Annotated in this window: 18 protein-coding genes and 1 riboswitch; of the genes, 8 read left to right on the forward strand and 10 right to left on the reverse strand. The window is 72.9% G+C overall.

Features of this window, described 5'->3' with window-relative positions; all coding sequences use genetic code 11:
* Positions 1 to 23: 23 nt before the first annotated feature.
* A complete protein-coding gene (gene smpB, locus FHX75_RS03325; RefSeq protein WP_088961840.1) occupies positions 24 to 506 on the reverse strand; it encodes an SsrA-binding protein SmpB in 483 nt (160 codons plus the stop codon).
* A gap of 138 nt (positions 507 to 644) precedes the next feature.
* On the opposite strand from smpB, the gene FHX75_RS03330 reads away from it, so the two are divergent.
* A complete protein-coding gene (locus FHX75_RS03330; protein WP_154936599.1) occupies positions 645 to 1,316 on the forward strand; it encodes a class I SAM-dependent DNA methyltransferase in 672 nt (223 codons plus the stop codon).
* A 78-nt stretch (positions 1,317 to 1,394) separates the two neighbouring features.
* Complete coding sequence (htpG, locus tag FHX75_RS03335; RefSeq protein WP_154936600.1) at positions 1,395 to 3,281, forward strand: molecular chaperone HtpG; 1,887 nt, start codon at positions 1,395 to 1,397, stop codon at positions 3,279 to 3,281.
* A gap of 48 nt (positions 3,282 to 3,329) precedes the next feature.
* Here the strand turns inward: htpG and FHX75_RS03340 are convergent, their stop codons facing one another.
* Complete coding sequence (locus FHX75_RS03340) at positions 3,330 to 4,214, reverse strand: peptidoglycan-binding domain-containing protein (protein WP_154936601.1); 885 nt, start codon at positions 4,212 to 4,214, stop codon at positions 3,330 to 3,332.
* A 1-nt stretch (position 4,215) separates the two neighbouring features.
* Positions 4,216 to 4,341, reverse strand: coding sequence for a hypothetical protein (locus FHX75_RS31905; RefSeq protein ID WP_255540690.1), 126 nt, complete (start codon positions 4,339 to 4,341; stop codon positions 4,216 to 4,218).
* A gap of 443 nt (positions 4,342 to 4,784) precedes the next feature.
* A riboswitch (cyclic di-AMP (ydaO/yuaA leader) is annotated at positions 4,785 to 4,959 on the forward strand.
* On the opposite strand from FHX75_RS31905, the gene FHX75_RS03345 reads away from it, so the two are divergent.
* Positions 4,958 to 5,629 carry a LysM peptidoglycan-binding domain-containing protein gene (locus FHX75_RS03345; RefSeq protein ID WP_154936602.1) on the forward strand — a complete coding sequence of 224 codons (672 nt, stop codon included), beginning with the start codon at positions 4,958 to 4,960 and terminating at the stop codon, positions 5,627 to 5,629. It overlaps the preceding riboswitch by 2 nt.
* Positions 5,630 to 5,875: 246 nt before the next feature.
* Positions 5,876 to 7,192 carry a Na+/H+ antiporter NhaA gene (gene nhaA / locus FHX75_RS03350; protein ID WP_154936603.1) on the forward strand — a complete coding sequence of 439 codons (1,317 nt, stop codon included), beginning with the start codon at positions 5,876 to 5,878 and terminating at the stop codon, positions 7,190 to 7,192.
* 170 nt (positions 7,193 to 7,362) lie between these two features.
* Here the strand turns inward: nhaA and FHX75_RS03355 are convergent, their stop codons facing one another.
* The 7 genes from FHX75_RS03355 to FHX75_RS03390 form a co-directional block, all read right to left on the reverse strand.
* The gene (locus FHX75_RS03355) at positions 7,363 to 7,971 is read right to left on the reverse strand and encodes a YdeI/OmpD-associated family protein (RefSeq protein WP_154936604.1); all 609 of its coding nucleotides are present in this window, start codon (positions 7,969 to 7,971) and stop codon (positions 7,363 to 7,365) included.
* A gap of 166 nt (positions 7,972 to 8,137) precedes the next feature.
* Positions 8,138 to 8,584, reverse strand: a complete 447-nt coding sequence (locus FHX75_RS03360; RefSeq protein ID WP_154936605.1) for a DUF1062 domain-containing protein — start codon at positions 8,582 to 8,584, stop codon at positions 8,138 to 8,140.
* Between the two features lie 341 nt (positions 8,585 to 8,925).
* On the reverse strand, positions 8,926 to 9,882 hold the full coding sequence (locus tag FHX75_RS03365) for a sulfotransferase family protein (RefSeq protein WP_246157580.1): 957 nt from the start codon (positions 9,880 to 9,882) through the stop codon (positions 8,926 to 8,928).
* Positions 9,883 to 10,205: 323 nt separating this feature from the next.
* Positions 10,206 to 11,288 carry an ABC transporter ATP-binding protein gene (locus tag FHX75_RS03375; protein WP_154936608.1) on the reverse strand — a complete coding sequence of 361 codons (1,083 nt, stop codon included), beginning with the start codon at positions 11,286 to 11,288 and terminating at the stop codon, positions 10,206 to 10,208.
* Entirely contained in the window at positions 11,285 to 12,112 is an 828-nt protein-coding gene (locus FHX75_RS03380; protein WP_154936609.1) for an ABC transporter permease, read from the reverse strand. Before FHX75_RS03380 ends, FHX75_RS03375 begins: the two co-directional genes overlap by 4 nt.
* Positions 12,109 to 12,885 (reverse strand): molybdate ABC transporter substrate-binding protein, encoded by a 777-nt coding sequence (gene modA / locus FHX75_RS03385; RefSeq protein ID WP_425463484.1) that lies wholly within the window; start codon positions 12,883 to 12,885, stop codon positions 12,109 to 12,111. Before modA ends, FHX75_RS03380 begins: the two co-directional genes overlap by 4 nt.
* Positions 12,886 to 12,893: 8 nt before the next feature.
* On the reverse strand, positions 12,894 to 13,307 hold the full coding sequence (locus FHX75_RS03390) for a TOBE domain-containing protein (protein WP_154936611.1): 414 nt from the start codon (positions 13,305 to 13,307) through the stop codon (positions 12,894 to 12,896).
* A gap of 178 nt (positions 13,308 to 13,485) precedes the next feature.
* Here FHX75_RS03390 and FHX75_RS03395 point away from each other — a divergent pair, with 178 nt between their 5' ends.
* From FHX75_RS03395 to FHX75_RS03410, 4 genes are read left to right on the forward strand one after another with little or no spacing between them, the layout of a single operon-like run.
* Positions 13,486 to 13,845, forward strand: a complete 360-nt coding sequence (locus FHX75_RS03395; RefSeq protein WP_154936612.1) for a hypothetical protein — start codon at positions 13,486 to 13,488, stop codon at positions 13,843 to 13,845.
* 57 nt (positions 13,846 to 13,902) lie between these two features.
* A complete protein-coding gene (locus FHX75_RS03400) occupies positions 13,903 to 14,805 on the forward strand; it encodes a DUF4231 domain-containing protein (protein WP_154936613.1) in 903 nt (300 codons plus the stop codon).
* Positions 14,806 to 14,835: 30 nt separating this feature from the next.
* The gene (gene fxsA, locus FHX75_RS31415) at positions 14,836 to 15,078 is read left to right on the forward strand and encodes an FxSxx-COOH cyclophane-containing RiPP peptide (RefSeq protein WP_246157581.1); all 243 of its coding nucleotides are present in this window, start codon (positions 14,836 to 14,838) and stop codon (positions 15,076 to 15,078) included.
* Positions 15,050 to 17,383, forward strand: coding sequence for an FxsB family cyclophane-forming radical SAM/SPASM peptide maturase (locus FHX75_RS03410; protein WP_154936614.1), 2,334 nt, complete (start codon positions 15,050 to 15,052; stop codon positions 17,381 to 17,383). Before fxsA ends, FHX75_RS03410 begins: the two co-directional genes overlap by 29 nt.
* Positions 17,384 to 17,420 lie beyond the last annotated feature (37 nt).

Below are 17,420 nucleotides of genomic sequence, written 5' to 3' on the forward strand. Positions count from 1 at the left end.
TCGGGATGAGCCCTGCGGGTGGCTCAGGCGGGGCGGCGGCCCTTGAGACGGCGGCCCAGCTCGCGGGCGATCTCCCGGTTGGCGTCGCGTTCGGCCAGCGCCTGCCGCTTGTCGTACGACTTGCGGCCGCGGGCCAGGCCCAGCTCGACCTTGGCCCAGCCGTTGCTGAAGTACATCGACAGCGGCACCAGCGTCACGCCCCCGTCGCGCAGCTTCTCCAGGATCCGGGCGATCTCCACCCGGTGCAGCAGCAGCTTCCGGGTCCGGCGGGGCTGGTGGTTGGTCCAGGTGCCGTAGCCGTACTCGGCGATGTGCAGGCCGTAGAGCATGATCTCGCCGTCGCGTTCCTGGGCGAAGGCGTCGACCAGGGACACCCGCCCCTCCCGCAGCGACTTCACCTCGGTGCCGGCCAGCACGATTCCCGCCTCGTACGTCTTCAGGACGGTGTAGTCGTGCCGGGCCTTCTTGTTGGAGGCGATGAGCTTGCGCTCCGTGTCCCTGGACACGACGACCTCCTGCGGGTGGGCTGCGGACCGGGTGCAGAATACCCGCCTGCACCGCCCCGGTCGGCGGGGCGCGGCGGGTACGGCCGGCAGCTCCAGCCGGACCCGGTCGCCACCCGCCCGCCGGTAGGGTCGGCGGTCGTGACCGAGCCGGACTTTCTCACCGCCACCCGCACCTCGTACGACACGATGGCCGCCGACTACACCGAGTTCATCCGCGGCGAGCTGGCCGCCCTGCCACTCGAGCGGGCCATGCTGGCGGCCTTCGCCGAGCTGGTGCTGTCCGACGGGGGCGGGCCGGTGCTGGAGGTGGGCTGCGGCCCCGGACGGATCACCCGGCACCTGCACGACCTCGGGCTCGACGCCGCCGGCCTGGACCTGTCGCCGGGCATGATCGCGCAGGCCCGACGGGCGTATCCCGACCTGCGCTTCACCGAGGGGTCCATGCTGGAGCTCGACCTGGCCGACGGCGCGCTCGCCGGCCTGGTCGCCTGGTACTCGGTCATCCACCTGCCCGACGACCGGCTGCCGGCCGCCTTCGCCGAGTTTCACCGGGTCCTCGCTCCCGGTGGGCACCTGCTGCTGGCCTTCCAGGTCGGCGACGAGCCGATGCACCGCACCGACATGTGGGGGCGCCCGGTCTCCCTCACCTTCCATCGCCGCCGGCCCGAGGAGGTGGCGCTGCTGCTGCACGCTGCCGGGCTGGACGTGCACGCCCGGCTGTGCCGCGAGCCGCAGGGGGTGGACGGGCGGCTGGAATCCACGCCGCAGGCGTGCCTGCTGGCCCGCCGCCCCAGTGGCGACCGGCGGTGACCGGACGACCACGACGGCTCGTATCCTTCTCCCCGGATCCTGTCCCGTGGACCGAAACGAGCCGATGAGGAGGTTGGTGTGAGCAGCCGGACCGAGACGTTGGAGTTCCAGGCCGAGACGCGTCAACTGCTGCAGTTGATGGTGCACTCGATCTACTCGCACAAGGACGTCTTCCTGCGGGAGCTGGTCTCCAACGCCTCCGACGCGCTGGACAAGCTGCGGCTGGAGTCGCTGGTCGACGGCGACCTCGACGTCGACACCGCCGACCTGCACATCGAGATCGAGACCGACCCGGCGGCCCGCACCCTCACCGTGCGCGACAACGGCATCGGCATGTCCCGCGAGGACGTCGTCTCCCTGATCGGCACCATCGCCCGCTCGGGCACGGCCGAGCTGCTGCGCAAGCTGAAGGAGTCCCGGGAGGCGGCCGCTCAGGACCTGATCGGCCAGTTCGGCGTCGGCTTCTACTCGACGTTCATGGTGGCCGACACCGTGACCCTGCTGACCCGTCGGGCCGGCCAGACCGAGGGCACCCGCTGGGAGTCCACCGGCGAGGGCACCTATGTCGTGGAGACGGTCGACGACGCCCCGCAGGGCACCTCGGTCACCGTGCACCTGAAGCCGGCCGACAGCGAGGACAACCTCGCCGACTACAGCGACCACGGGAAGATCCGCGAGATCGTCAAGCGGTACTCCGACTTCATCGCCTGGCCGATCCGGCTCGTCACGCCGGACGCCGAGCCGGTCACCCTCAACTCGATGAAGGCGCTCTGGGCGCGGCCGCGCGACGAGGTCGCCGAGGAGGAGTACCGCGACTTCTACCGGCACGTCAGCCACGACTGGGCCGACCCGCTGGAGACCATCCACATGCGGGGTGAGGGCGTCTTCGAGTACGAGGCGCTGCTCTTCATCCCCACGCACGCCCCGTTCGACCTGTTCATGGCCGACGGCCGGCGCGGGGTGCAGCTGTACGTCAAGCGGGTGTTCGTGATGGACGACTGCGCCGCGCTCATGCCCAACTACCTGCGCTTCGTCAAGGGCGTGGTGGATGCGCACGACCTGTCGCTGAACATCTCCCGGGAGATCCTCCAGCAGGACCGGCAGATCCAGATCGTGCGCCGCCGACTGGTCCGCAAGGTGCTCGCCACCGTCAAGGAGATGCGCACCGAGCACGCCGACCGGTATCGGACCTTCTGGTCGGAGTTCGGCCGGGTGGTCAAGGAGGGGCTGCTGGAGGACCCGGACAACCAGCAGGCGATCCTCGACATCGTCTCGGTCGCCTCCACCCACGACGCCACCGAGCCCACCACGCTGCGCGAGTACGTCGAGCGGATGAAGGACGGCCAGGAGGAGATCTACTACGCCACCGGCGAGACCCGGGCCATGCTGGAGAACTCGCCGCACATGGAGGCCTTCCGCGCCAAGGGCTACGAGGTGCTGCTGCTCACCGACCCGGTCGACGAGGTGTGGGTGGAGCGGGTCGCGCAGTTCGACGGCCGGCCGCTGCGCTCGATCGCCAAGGGCCAGGTGGACCTGGACACCGAGCAGGAGCGCGAGGAGGCCGAAACGGAACGGGAGCGGCAGACCAAGGAGTACGCCGCCCTGCTCGCCTTCCTCGGCGGCGCGCTGGCCGACAACGTCAAGGAGGTCCGGCTCTCCTCCCGCCTGACCACCTCGCCGGCCTGCATCGTCGGCGACGCGCACGACATCACGCCCACGCTGGAGAAGATGTACCGCGCGATGGGGCAGGAGGTGCCGAAGGTGAAGCGCATCCTCGAACTCAACCCGACCCACCCACTGGTCACCGGCCTGCGCGCGGCGCACGAGCGCGGCGGCGACGAGGGTGCCCTCACCGAGACCGCCGAGCTGCTGTACGGCATGGCGCTGCTCGCCGAGGGCGGCGACCTGGCCGACCCGGCCCGGTTTGCCCGGGTCCTCGCCGACCGGCTGGCCCGCACCCTCTGACGCGACGACGGCCCCGGCCCGGTGCAGCGCCGGGCCGGGGCCGCCTGCTCAGGAACCGACCCGCACGCCCATCGCCGCCCAGGTGGCCGGGCCGACCACCCCGTCCACGGTCAGCCCCCGCATGCCCTGGTACCAGCGCACCCCGGCCTCGGTCTTCGCGTCGAAGGCGCCGCTCGCGGGGCCGCACCGCTTCGCGCCGACGAACCGCTGTACGAAGGCCACGTCCCCGCCCTTGCTGCCGCGCCGCAGCGTCCGCGAGCCCGGTCTGCCCCCGGACACCGGCGTCGCCGGTCGCCCGCTGGGCACCGAAGGGGCCGGCTTGACGGCCGCGCGCAGGGCCGCCACGGTACGCGGACCGACCACCCCGTCGGCGGTGAGCTTCCGGGCGGTCTGGAACGACCGTACCCAGGCGGCCACGGCCGGCCCGAACACCCCGTCGGCCGTCAGCCGGGCCCCGAGGCGGTTGGCGACGGCCTGCAACTCCCGGACGTCGCCGCCCCGGCAGCCGGCGCGCAGCACCCGGTCGCCGAGCCGAGCCGTCGTGGCGGTGGCGATGCCCCACGGGTGGCGGCTGTCCTCCAGGCTCCGCTGGTGGCTGACGCTGACGTGCAGGTGCTTGTCGTGCGGGTTCGGCCCGGTGTACCGGGCCGGCCGGAAGCTGCGGGTACGGCTCCAGATCTTCCGGTCGTAGATGACGTACTGGGTGGACGGATGGCTGACGGCCTGCCGGACGACCAGCAGCGGGTCGATCCCGTCGACGTCCACGTCCACCGCGTTGACCGACTGGTCGTCACTGTCCGGATTGTGGTCCGAGCGGCGCGCCTGGTGACTGGCGTCGCCCAACCAGCCGTCGGACTTGCGGTCCCGCTGCGGCCACCGGGTGTCTATCTCCTCGCGCAGCACCCGCAGCGCGGGCGCCAGGTGCACGCCCATCTCACTCCTCCTCTTCCAGCGCGGCGGCCAGGTCGAAGTCGACCTCGTCGCCGGCCAGGCTCTCCGGGTCGTCGTCCTCGTCCAAGGTGGCGACGAGGTAGTCGGTGTCGATGCTGACGGTGTCCATGGAGCGTCCTTCCTCTCGCGGATGGTCGGCCGCCGCGAACCGGGGCGGACCGTGCCGGCCAGGGCGACGGCGCCCGGCATCCGGCGGGTCCGACCCGTCGGCGCCGCGGCCGCGCTCTGCTCCCTACCGTCCGAGTCGGCGGCCGGGCTGCCCAGACATGAGTCGCCAATCAGCGGCAACGCTGACCGTCCGGCGGCGCGGGCCGCCGATCGAGGCCGCCTGACCAGCGAAGACGGCGAGACGACGGCACCTGATCCGCCGCTCGGAGCGAGGCTTTCGGCCCAGTCCTGACAGGTTCCCGACCGGCCCTTGTAGAGCACCGCCGACCAACCCGCAACTCGAAGGACGAAGCCGTCGCTCAGCCGGGTGAAGAACTTCACAAGAGGTGGGCAATCGCCCGAAACAGTTCCTAACGTCGTTCGTGTTCGCGATCGCGGACACCACGGCCGGTAACGCCTAATCCATGCCGCCGGCCGGTGGGACCTTTTCAGCGGGCATGGAGCGGGGGACCCACACGTTCCTCGGTGCACGTCACCTCGGGGTGAAGCCGCCCACGGGCGGCCGGGCTCCTCGGCCCGAACCCGACAGCTCACCTCGTCGGCGTGGAGGAATCCACATGGCAACTGAATACACCGCCCGTCACCGACGGGTCAGCTCGCGCCGCATCGCCGTCGGCACGCTCGCCGTCGGTGCGGTCACCGGGGTCGCCGCCGTCCTGGCGCCGGCGTCGCCGGCGAGCGCCGCCAGCGTCAACTGGGACGCGATCGCCCAGTGCGAGTCCGGCGGCAACTGGCACATCAACACCGGCAACGGCTACTACGGCGGCCTGCAGTTCTCGCAGAGCACCTGGTCCGGCTACGGCGGCAAGAAGTACGCCTCCCGCGCCGACCTGGCCAGCCGTGGCGAGCAGATCGCGATCGCCGAGAAGGTGCTCGACGGTCAGGGCATCGGCGCCTGGCCGACCTGCGGCCGGAAGGGTGGCTCCACCAAGAGCTACTCCACCCCCTCGGAGAAGTCGGAGAAGTCGCAGAAGCAGCGGCGCTCCGGCTCGTCGAAGGCCACCTCCACCGAGCGGTCCTCGCGGGAGCAGCACAGCACCCGCAGCCAGCGGCGCAGCGCGCCGGCCGGGACCGGCGACGTGTACGTGGTGCGGCCGGGTGACACCCTGTCGCAGATCGCCGACGCCCGGGACCTGGCCGGTGGCTGGCAGGCGCTGTACGAGCGCAACAAGCGCGTGGTCGGCGCCGACCCGGGGCTGATCTTCCCCGGTCAGAAGCTCAGCCTCTGACCCCAGCACCCGGGCACTGTGACGACGCCCGGCCGGACGACCGGCCGGGCGTCGCCGCGTCCACGGCGACGTCGTGGTTCGGGCCGCTGCCGACGGGGTACCCGGCGCGCGTGGACCGGCCCGCCGGCGCGTCCGCGTCGCCGGTCGTCGGGCCGTCGGCCGGGGGCGGGGGATAGGGTTGGCCCTGGTGTGCCGGGAAGTCTGGTCGGCGATGGATGACGCGACCCCTGCCGACGAGGAGACCCCGTGACCGACGCCCCCCGGCGCCGTACCAGCCTGTTCGCCCGCCGCTCCTGGGGCGAGACCAGCCGCATCTCCGCCATCCTGCGCAAGGAGACCGTGGGCGGGGCGCTCCTGCTCGTCGGGGCGCTGCTCGCGCTGCTCTGGTCGAACTCACCCTGGGCGGACGGCTACCGGGCGCTGCGTGACCTCACCGTCGGCCCGGCGTCGCTGCACCTCGATCTCACCCTCGCCACCTGGGCCGCCGACGGGCTGCTGGCGATCTTCTTCTTCGTCGCCGGGCTGGAACTCAAGCGCGAGTTCGTCGCCGGCGACCTGCGCGACCCGCGCCGGGCCGCGGTGCCGGTGGCGGCGGCGGTCGGCGGGGTGGCCGTACCCGCCGTGCTGTTCGTCCTCATCGCCGGGGTCGACGGCGCCCGGGGGTGGGCAATCCCGACGGCCACCGACATCGCATTCGCCCTGGCGGTGCTCGCGGTGGTGGGACGGCTGCTGCCCTCGGCGCTGCGTACCTTCCTGCTCACCCTGGCGGTCGTCGACGACCTGCTCGCCATCGTCATCATCGCCGTCTTCTACACCTCCAGCCTCGCCGTGCCGCCGCTGCTGGCCGCCCTGGTGCCGCTCGCGCTCTTCGCCGTGCTGGTGCAGCGCCGGGTCCGGTCCTGGTGGCTGCTGCTGCCGCTGGCCGCCGTGACCTGGACGCTGGTGCACGCCTCGGGGGTGCACGCCACGGTGGCGGGCGTGCTGCTCGCCTTCACCGTCCCGGTGCTGCGCAGCGAGGCCGCCGGCGGGCCGGACGCCGGGCCGGGCCTGGCCGAGCACTTCGAGCACCGGTTCCGGCCGATCTCCGCCGGGGTGGCGGTGCCGATCTTCGCGTTCCTCTCCGCCGGTGTCACGGTCGGCGGCCTGGCCGGGCTGGCCACCGCGCTGACCGACCGGGTCGCGGCCGGCATCGTGGTCGGCCTGGTGGTCGGCAAGCCGGTGGGCATCCTGGCCGCCACCTGGCTGGTGTCCCGGTTCACCCGGGCCAACCTCGACGAGGGGCTGAACTGGGTCGACGTGCTCGGCCTGGCGCTGCTCGGCGGGATCGGGTTCACCGTGTCGCTGCTGATCGGCGAGCTGGCCTTCGGCCTGGGCAGCGCGCGTGACGACCACGTCAAGGTCGCGGTGCTCACCGGGTCGCTGCTCTCCGCGCTGCTGGCGACGGTGATCCTGCGCGCCCGCACCCGGGTCTACCGGCGGGTGCACGAGATCGAGACGCTCGACGAGGACCACGACGGCGTCCCGGACGTCTTCGAGCCGAAGGCGGACGGCCATGTCGACTGAACCGAGCCGGCTGTCGGCGGTAGATCCGGATCAAGCCGGGCAAGAAGCCGGCCTTCACCGCCGAGGGGTCGAAAGCGTGCCCCGGCACGGCCGAGGTGCGTCCCTTCCGAACCAGGGAATCCGTCCGAGCGCTCCTGGCGCCGTGACTGGTTCCACCGTCGAGCAGGCGATCACCCGTGTGAGTTCGGAGGCTTGGCCTTCTGCGGGTAGATCGTCTCGTGACGGGCCAGCATGGCAACGAACTCGCCGATCTTCCGCTCGCGGGTCTGCGCCCGTTTGACGGCGTTGACGCGGTGGATGAGGGCGAACCGGTTGGTTTTGGTGAGTACGTCGAACATGGCCTGGGCGGCGGGGTCGGCGGCGATGGCGGCGAGGAGGTCGGCCGGTACCTCGGCTTCCGACGGCGGGGCGTAGGCGGCCGCCCACCGCCCGTCCGCCTTCGCGGCTTCTACCGCGGCGCGGCCTGGGGGCAGCATTCGCCCCTGCGCCTCGAGCCGGGCCACGTGGGCGACGTTGCGTTGTGACCAGGAACTGCGGGGCCTGCGAGGGGTGAACCGGATCCAGGAGGTTTCCTGATCCCGTTTACGGGCCTGCCCGTCGATCCAGCCGAAACACAGGGCCTCGTCGACCGCCTGCTGCCAGGTCAGCGTCGTGACTGTGCCGCCCTTCTTGGTCAGGGCGAGCCAGACGCCGGGCGACGTGGCGTGGTTGGCCGACAACCACGCGCGCAGCGCGTCGGCGTCCGCGACGATCAACTCATCCAATTCGGCGCTCGCCATGACGGTGAGGTTAACGGCTGCGCCGACCCCGGGGATCGGGCGCGGGGCGAAGCCCAATCCCCGGGCCTGGTCGGATCCCGCAACCACTGAGCACCCAGTGGAGCGGCAGCGCCCATCGCGGCGAGCGTGCGCCCATCGGCACGTCCGGATGTATGCACCCGGGCGTTCACCTTTGTCGTCGGTATCGGGCCGACCCTGACCTTCGTTCGCGCCCGGTCATGAGCGACCCCGCGCGGACCGCCGCGTGATGTAGTCCGGGGCAAGGCCACCTTGCCTCTCGCCCCGGCTCAGGCCCACGGCGGCGGCTCATAGCAGGATGAACGAGTAGTCCCGGTGGGTTCTGCGATTCAGCGGCGAAGGAGTTGCCGGAGCAGCCCTTTAGACGGATCGGGTCCAGGTACCGGACCGGGACGCGATCGTGCACGGTGATTTTGCTGGTGCGGTCGCAGGAAACGCAGGCGACCGGGAGCCAGATGTCGAGGAGTTTGCCGCGGAACTTCCCGTCGCCGGTGCTGGCGAGGCCGGAATGGCAATGGACGCAGCCGAGCGCGAGCAGGGGAAGGCGGGTGCGCCGAACGGTCCAGGACAGAACGATATGAGGACGCGTAGACATGATCTCTCTGAAGACCTGACGGGAGGCATGGGAAAAAGGCCGACGGCGACGTCGGCGACCGATGCATGGGGAAGGTGTCAGGTCTAAAGAGCAGGCGGCGTCACGCGGGGTGAAGTCCTCTCGTGAGTGGGTCGGAGCAGAAGATCCAGTTACAAGGTAGGGCGGGACGGGCTGGCGAGGCCACCCATTTTTGTCCCGGTACCGAGCACTGAGGGGCGGGGCCGGCGAGCTGGGGCGCCGACCACGGTCCGATCGCCCCTGCGGCCGCCTCCATGGCAGCTTCCTTCTACCGGGCGTTCGAGGGCGCGACGCGGCGTCTTCGAGGTGGAGAGCCAGAGCCGTCACTCATATCCCATGGCCGGGATGACCTTGCCGAGTGCTTCTTCGATGAACTCGCGGGTTTCGTCGTCGAATTGGTCGTTGCGGTTCGTCAGCTTGTGCGACTGAAACGTCGAAGGGGTAGCGAAGTCGTCGACGTCGAGCCGTTCGAACAGGGCGCGGCGCTGCTCGGGCCAGTCGGCTGCGAGATCTTCTGCTTTCACCTCGATGTATCGCCTGCCCGTCAGGTCGACCGTGTTCTTCCAGGTGAGCCATCGGTGGTAGACCGGTTTGAGGTAGGCGAGCGCGCCGTCGACGGTGGGCGGTGCCCATGGCTGGGCCAGGTGGGATGCGAGCACTGAGACCGGGTGGCGCTTGATGTGCACGATGGTCGCTTCGGGGACCAGTTCCCAGAGGAAGTCCATGCACAGCAGGTTGAACGGTGTCTTCTCGCACCAGGTCGGCTTGCCCGCGTCAGCGGCTGCTCCGCCGAACATGGTGTCGATCAGGCCCCGCAAGATTCCGAGCAGTTCGCCCCGGTCGCTGAAATACCTGGGAAGTACCCGCCGGCGGCTCAGCGGCTCGAACGGCCCGGCAGGCCGGTCGGCGTTCCCGAAGCCTTCCGCGGGCGCAGGTTCGTCGTATGTGTACGCGACCAGCTGCGGCCAGAGCTGTTGCACCGCGTCCCGGTAGCGGCGCTCGCCGACCAGCTCGGGAACGGTTTTGCCGCGATCGTCGCGCCGGCCGGGCACCCGCACGGTGAGGAAGTCGCTCAGCCGGTGCAGGGCGTCCTCACCGACGGTGGGGTCGTATCGATCGGTGAGCGCGTCGGCCAGGTCCCGCAGGCCACCCGGGTCGATGAGAAACCGGGTCTCCATGGGAATCCGATGGATCAGCGGATGTTCGCCGATGATGTCGGCGATCCGTGACGTTCCCGAACGACCCGTACCCGCAACGAAGATCGGTGAGGGGGAAGGCATGGCGAGCAGTCAAGCTCTCGGACCGGCGCCGGTGCAAGCCATTTATCCCGTTTGCCCAGTGCTGCAGGCCGGACGCGCACCCGTCGCGCTGGGTGCATGCCGGGACGGCCGTCTCCAACAAGCGAGCGACGAATTGTCGAAGCCTCGAAATGTGCCACATCCCTCGCATATCCTGATGCACCAATCTCGGCAGATCCGCGCACGGCCACGCGCAGGCGCAGGCCGTCTTGGCCCTTACGCAGCGTTATTGTCTCTGGTGGTCACACCGACACCGGCGAGGCCGGTTGGGCCTCGATACCGGGGACCTGCGAACTTCAGTGAAGCTAGCCGTCCGGCTCCGCCGGCCCGGCCGGGTACGCCCGGGTCTCGCTGGCCTTGACCGCCGCCCACACCCGCTGCCCGGGCTCCAGTCGAAGCTGGGCGGCGGCGGCCGGGGTGACGTCGGCGGCGGCCGCGACCGGGCCGGCGAGCTGCACCCGCAGGTTGTCCCCGTGCCGCTGCACCCCGGCGACCGTGGCCGGCCAGGTGTTGCGGGGGCTGCCGTCGGGCTGCCGCGGGTGCAGCGCCACGGCGGCGGGTCGGAAGACCACGAAGGCGTCGCCGTCCAGCCGGTCGGCGGTGGCCAGGGCGAAGCCGTCGCCGAGGCGTACCCGGTGCCCGTCGGCGTGGCCCCGGTAGAGGTTCAGCCCGACGAGGCGGGCGACGTAGTCGGTGCGCGGCCGGGCGGTGACGGTGGCGGCGTCCCCCTCCTGCACCACCCGGCCGTCCTCGACGATGACCAGCCGGTCGGCCAGGGCGAGCGCGTCCAGCGGATCGTGGGTGACCAGCAGCGTCGCGCCGTCGTGGTCGGCCAGGTGCCGGTGCAGGTGGGCCCGGGTGTCCAGGCGGGTCCGGGCGTCCAGCGCCGCCAGCGGCTCGTCGAGCAGGAGCAACCGCGGGCGTACGGCGAGCGCGCGGGCCAGGGCGACCCGCTGGGCCTGTCCGCCGGAGAGCTGCCGCGGCCGGCTGCGGGCGTGCCCGGACAGCCCGACCCGGTCCAGCCAGCCGGCCGCCTGCACGCGGGCGGCCCGCCGGTCGAGGCCCTGCCGGCGGGGGCCGAACGCGACGTTGTCCAGCGCGCTCAGGTGCGGGAAGAGCAGGTAGTCCTGGAACACCACGCCGACCCGGCGCCGCTCGGGCGGGATCCAGCGGGCCCGGTCGGGCCGGTCCAGGTCGACGCCGTCGAGCAGGAGGTGACCGGCGGTGAGCGGCTGGAGCCCGGCGAGGGCGCGCAGGGCGGTGGTCTTGCCGGCGCCGTTCGGGCCGAGCAGCGCGACCACCTCGCCGGCGCCGACGGTCAGCCGGACGTCGAGTCGGAAGGCGCCCCGGTCGACGACCAGGTGGCTGTCCAGCAGCGGGGCGCTCACGGGCTGGTGATCCAGCGGTCGCGCAGGCCGGCGAGGATCGCCACCGAGACGGTGAGCAGGATCAGGCTGAGTACGATCGCCGCGTCCAGGTCGGTCTCGAGGGCCAGGTAGACGGCGAGCGGCATGGTCTGGGTGCGGCCGGGATAGTTGCCGGCGAAGGTGATCGTCGCCCCGAACTCGCCCAGCGCCCGGGCCCAGCAGAGCACCGCGCCGGCGGCCACGCCGGGAGCGATCAGCGGCAGGGTGACGTGGGTGAAGGTGGTCCACCGGCCCGCGCCGAGGGTGGCCGCCGCCTCCTCGTAGCGGCTGTCCGCGCCACGCAGCGCGCCCTCGACGGCGATGATCAGGAACGGCATCGCCACGAACGCCTCGGCGAGCACCACGCCGGTGGTGGTGAACGGCAGGGTGAGGCCGAAGGCGCCGTCCAGCCACCGCCCGAGCAGCCCGTTGCGGCCGAACACCAGCAGCAACGCCACGCCGCCGACCACCGGGGGCAGCACCAGCGGCACGGTGACCAGGGCCCGCACCACTCGGCGGCCGGGAAACTCCACCCGCGCCAGCAGCCACGCCAGGGGTACGCCGCAGGCCAGGCAGAGCAGGGTGGCCAGGGTGGCGCACTGCACCGACAGCCGTAGCGCGGTGAGCACGCCCGGCGCGGTCAGCCGCTGCGGCAGCGTCGCCCACGGGGTACGCGCCAGCAGCCCGGCCAGCGGCAGCACCAGGAAGAGCAGCCCCAGCCCGGCGGGTACGAGCAGCGCGACCGGCACCCGCCTGCCGGGCCGCCGCCGGGTACGCGGCGCGGTGGCCTCCGGTGCGGCGGTCACGACCCGGTGGGCGGCTGGAAGCCGGCGTCGGTGAGCACGGCCCGGCCCTGGTCGGAGCGGACGTGGTCGACGAAGGCGCGCGCGGCGGTCGGGTTCGGCGCGTCCTTCAGCACCACCACGGGGTAGTCGTTGACCGCGTGGGCGGACTCGGGGAACTCGACCCCGTCCACCTTCGCGGCGGCGGACCTGACGTCGGTGCGGTAGACCAGCGCGGCGTCGACCTCGCCGAGGGTCACCTTGGACAGCGCGCCCTTGACGTCCTGCTCCAGCGTCACCGGTGTCAGCTGCACGCCCGCCGCGCCGAGCACCCTGGTGGCGGCCGCGCCGCAGGGCACCTGCTCGGCGCAGAGCGCCACCTTGACGCCCGGCCTGGACAGGTCGGTCAACCCGCCGACCCCGGCGGGGTTGCCCTTGGGCACGGCGATGACGAGCTGGTTGCGGGCGAAGACGGTGGGCGAGCCGACGGCGGCGCCCGCGTCGGTGACGGTGGCCATGTTCCTCGGGGCGGCCGAGGCGAACACGTCCGCCGGGGCGCCCTGGGTGATCTGGGTGGCCAGGGCGGAGCTGCCGGCGAAGTTGAAGGTGACCCGCACGCCCGGGTGCGCGTCCTCGAACTGCCTGCCCAGCGTGGTGAAGGACTCGGTCAGCGACGCGGCGGCGAAGACGGTCACCGTGCCGGTGACCCCGCTCGTGTCGCCGTCGCCGGCGTCGCCGCCGCAGCCGGCCAGGCCGAGCGTGGCCACCATCGGCAGGACGGCCAGCGCGGCGCGGATCCTCGTCATCAGCTGTTCCTCCCGCGCAGCGACGCGGCCCGCTCGACCACGACCGTGGTGGACTTGATCACGGCGACCGCGACCGAGCCGACCGTCAGGCCCAGCTCGTCGACCGCCTCGCGGCTCATCAGCGAGACCACCCGGAACGGGCCGGCCTGGATGTCGACCTGCGCCATCACCGTGTCCCGGACGACGGCGGTGACGATCCCGCGCAGCCGGTTGCGGGCCGAGGAGAACTCGGCGCGCCCGTCCGGCTCGGCGGCCTGGGCCCGGACGAAGCCGGCCAGCTCGACGCCGTCGACCAGCCGGTGGCCGTGCTCGTCCCGGGTCGCCGGCAGGCGTCCGGCGTCCACCCAGCGCCGCACGGTGTCGGTGCTGACGCCCAACAGCTCGGCGGCCTCGCTGATCCGGAACACGGTCACCGGGTCACCCTAGCGGCTCGCGTCTGCGTGGCGGAAGCGGCGACCTGCCTCGCGTACCCGAGGGTGGTGGCGGTTGGACGGCCGCATCTGCAGGTGCGGCCGTCCGCCCGGTGGGCGCCGACGCCGACGCGATCCGGTCCGCCCGGAAGGAGACGTCCCGCAGGGGCACAATGTGGCCATGCGGCAGGGGTTCGCTCACCAGGCGGTTCTCGACATGGCGCCGGACGCCGATCCGGGCGCGCCCGGAGCGGCCATCACCACGGCCCTGTGCGGCCACTGGGAACACGAGCCGCCCTGTCCGGTCGCGTCCCACCACACCCGGGCCGAGCGGTCCGGCGACGAGGTACGCCTGCACATCCTCTTCGCCACCGAACCGCACCTGGAGGAGCGGGTGCGGCAGGACATCGACCGTGCCCTGGCGCGCGGCGAGCTGCGCGGCCCCGACGGCGGGACGACCCGGTGGCGGCTGCGGCTGAGCGGGCCGAGTGAGCCGTCGCCCCGGGAGGCGGAGCACCTCGAGCGGTTGACCCGCGGCTAGCCCCGTCCGCCGCCCGGCGTCCGGGGGCCGTGGGCGCGGTTGACCTACCATGCGGGCGTGGCGAACTTCGATGCGTCGGCGGCGGTCACGATGGTCTGGCAGCGGCAGAGTGTCTGGTCGCAGGCCGCGGTGGCCGAGAAACGGCGCGTCGTGCGCGCGCGGCGTACGGTCGCCGGCCTCACCATCGGCGCCGCCGTCGCCGGCTCCCTCGCCACCCAGCTCGGCGAGCCGCACCGGACGGCCGGCCGGGCGCTGGCCATCCTCGCCGCCGCCGCGTTGCTGCTGGTGCCGGTGGCCGCGCGGTGGACCTCGCGGGACACGGTGCACGCGTGGACCCGGCTGCGGTCGGTCTCCGAGGCGTTGAAGGCCGACGTCCACCGCTACCTGGCCGGGGTGGCGCCGTTCGCCGGCGCCGACCGCGACCGGGTGCTGCTGCGGCGCGCCGACACCCTGCTCGACGACTCGGGTGACCTGGTCGGGCGGACCGTCGGCCTCGCGCCGGTCGCCCGGCCGCTGCCCGACGTCCAGGACGTGCCGAGCTATCTCACCGCCCGGGTGCGGGGGCAGGTGACCGGCTACTACACGCCGATGGCGCGGCGGATGGCCCGGCTGGCCGCGCGCGTCCGGTGGGCCGCGACGGCGGTGACCGTGGCCAGCGCCCTGCTCGCCGCGACCGTCGGGGTGCTCGGCGACGGGCTGGGCCTGACCGCGTGGCTGGGGGTCGCGGCGACCGTGACGACCGCCCTGGTCGGCTACGGGGCCGCGCAGCAGTACGAGGCCCAGCAGATCGAGTTCGCCCGGACGGCCGACCAGCTGACCCGGCTGTGCGTGACCCGCGAGACCGGGCACGGCTGGACCGGCGACGACGCGTTCGTCGCCGAGGCCGAGCGGATCATCTCGCTCTCCAACGAGGGCTGGATGGCGAAGATGATCGAAGAAGATGGCACAGCGCAGCAGTGACATCACAGCGAGTGCAATATATTATCTTCGATGGTGTCGTCGACCGTGGATGTCGACCGGCCATCAACCGCATATGGGGGAACCGACGTGGATCGCATCGCAGTCCGTCCCGACCCGACCCCGACCCCGAGCCCGCCGCCACTGGACGACCTGCGGCACACACCGCTCGGCCAGATCTCCCTCTCCCGGGCGCGTGCCGTCGCCCGTGTCCACGACCGCAGGGTCGACCGCCCGACCGGCGTCGATGTCGCAGGCTTCGGCTCTTCGATCTGACGCTGGCGGGCCGGGCAGGAAGCCGCCGGGCCGGGTCAGCCCGCTGAGTCAGTACGTGCTCAAGCTGACCAGCCGCTGCGACCTCGCCTGCGACCACTGCTACGTCTACCAGCATCCCGACCAGTCCTGGCGCCACCAGCCCCACGTGATGGCGGCGTCCACACTGGAACAGGCGGCGCGCCGGATCGCCGAACACGCCGTCGCGCACGGGCTCGACACCGTCCGCGTCGTGCTGCACGGCGGCGAGCCGCTGCTGGCCGGCGCGGGCGGGCTGGCCGCCGCCGCCGCCGAGCTGCGCCGCCGGATCGACCCGGTGGCGCGGCTCGACCTGCGGATGCAGTCCAACGGCGTGCTGCTCACGCCGCGCATCTGCGAGGTGCTCGTCGCGTACGACGTGAAGGTCGGCATCTCGCTCGACGGCGACCTGGCGGCCAACGACCTGCACCGCCGCTACGCCAGCGGCCAGAGCAGCCACGCCGCCGTGCTGCGCGGGCTGGCGCTGCTGCGCCGCCCCGAATACCGGTCCAGCTACGCCGGCATCCTGTGCACCATCGACCTGGCCAACGACCCGGTCGCGGTCTACGAGGCGCTGCTGGCCCAGGAGCCGCCGCAGATCGACTTCCTGCTCCCGCACGCCAACTGGGAGCGCCCGCCGGCGCGCCCCGAGGGGGTGCCCACCCCGTACGCCGACTGGCTGCTGGCGATCCACCGGCGGTGGCTGGCCGACGGGCGGCCGGTGCCGATCCGGCTGCTGGAATCCCTGCTCTCCACCGCGTCCGGCGGGGCCACCCGCACCGAGGCGGTCGGGCTGGGCTTCGCCGACCTGGTCGTCATCGAGACGGACGGGACCTTCGAGCAGGTCGACTCCCTCAAGTCGGCCTACGACGGCGCCCCGGCCACCGGGCTGGACATCTTCCGCCACCGGGTCGACGACGCCGCCGCCCACCCCATGATCGCCATCCGGCAGACCGGCCTCGCCGGCCTCTGCGCCACCTGCCGTGAGTGCGAGGTCGTGCGGCAGTGCGGCGGCGGGCTCTTCGCCCACCGGTACCGCCCCGACACCGGCTTCGACAATCCCTCGGCCTACTGCGCAGACCTCAAGGAACTGATCCACGCGATGACGACCGCCGACGTACCCGCCCAGCGGCAGCCCACCGACGCGCTGAGCCCGACGGTGCTCGACGACCTCGGCACCGGCTACGGCACCGTGGAGTCGGCCCGCCACCTCGCCTCGGTCCATCTCGGGCTGGTCCGCGCGCTGCTGGTCGACCTCAGCCCCCGCGCGGCGCACGACGAGCGGGCCGCGGCCGGCTGGCAGCTGCTGGTCGACCTCGACCTCACCGCCCCCGAGGCCGTCCGCGCCGTGCTGGAGCACCCGTTCGTCCGTCGCTGGGCGCAGCAGTGCCGCGACGACGCGACCGCCGACCTGGCGTACCTGGCGTGCGTGGCGGCCGCCGCCGCGATCCGCGCCGGAGCCGACGCCGAGCTCACCGTGCCGGCCCGCGACGGGGCGCTGAGCCTGCCCACGCTCGGCGCGCTGGCCGTCGATGCCGACGAGGAGGCGGTGCTCCTGTCCGTCCACGACGGGGGGTTCACCGCGCGGGCCGGCGGCCGCCGGCTCACCGTGCGGCCCGGCCGGCCGGACCTCCCGGACGGGTGGCGGCCGGTGCGGGCGGCGGTCGCCGACGGGCACCACGTCCTGCTGGAGGACACCGACCCGTACCGGGACTGTTTCGCGCTGCCGGTCGCGGCCCGGCTGCCGGCGGCCACCGCCGACGGATGGACCCGGCAGCTGACCCGGGCGCTGCGCCGCGTCGACGTCGAGGCCGGCGGGTACGCCCCGGGCCTGCGGACGCTGCTGCGCGCGGTGGTGCCGCTGCGGGCCGACGAGGGCGGGATGCAGCGCAGCGCCGCCGCCGGGGCCGCCTTCGGCGCGGTGGCCGTGGCGCCGGTCCCCGACGACGCGGCGCTCGCGGTGCTGCTGGTGCACGAGGTCCAGCACCTCAAGATGCACGCGGTGCTGGACGTCTGCGACCTGTTCGACCGGTACGACCGGCGCCGGCTGACCGTGCCCTGGCGGGCGGACCCGCGACCGGTGGAGGGCGTCCTGCACGGCACGTACGCCCACCTGGCCGTCGCCGACGTGTGGCGTCGCCGGCCCGGCGGAGCGGCGGCGACCACCTTCCGCCGCTACCGCGACTGGACCGACGGCGCCCTCGACGCGCTGCTCGACCTCGGTGCGCTGACCGCCGCCGGCGAGCGGTTCGCGCACCGGATGCGCGACACGCTGGACAGCTGGTCGTGACCCCCGATGCCGCCGCGGTCACTGCTCCGGGCACCGA

This window comes from Micromonospora palomenae (assembly GCF_007829925.1).
GTDB lineage: Bacteria > Actinomycetota > Actinomycetes > Mycobacteriales > Micromonosporaceae > Micromonospora > Micromonospora purpureochromogenes.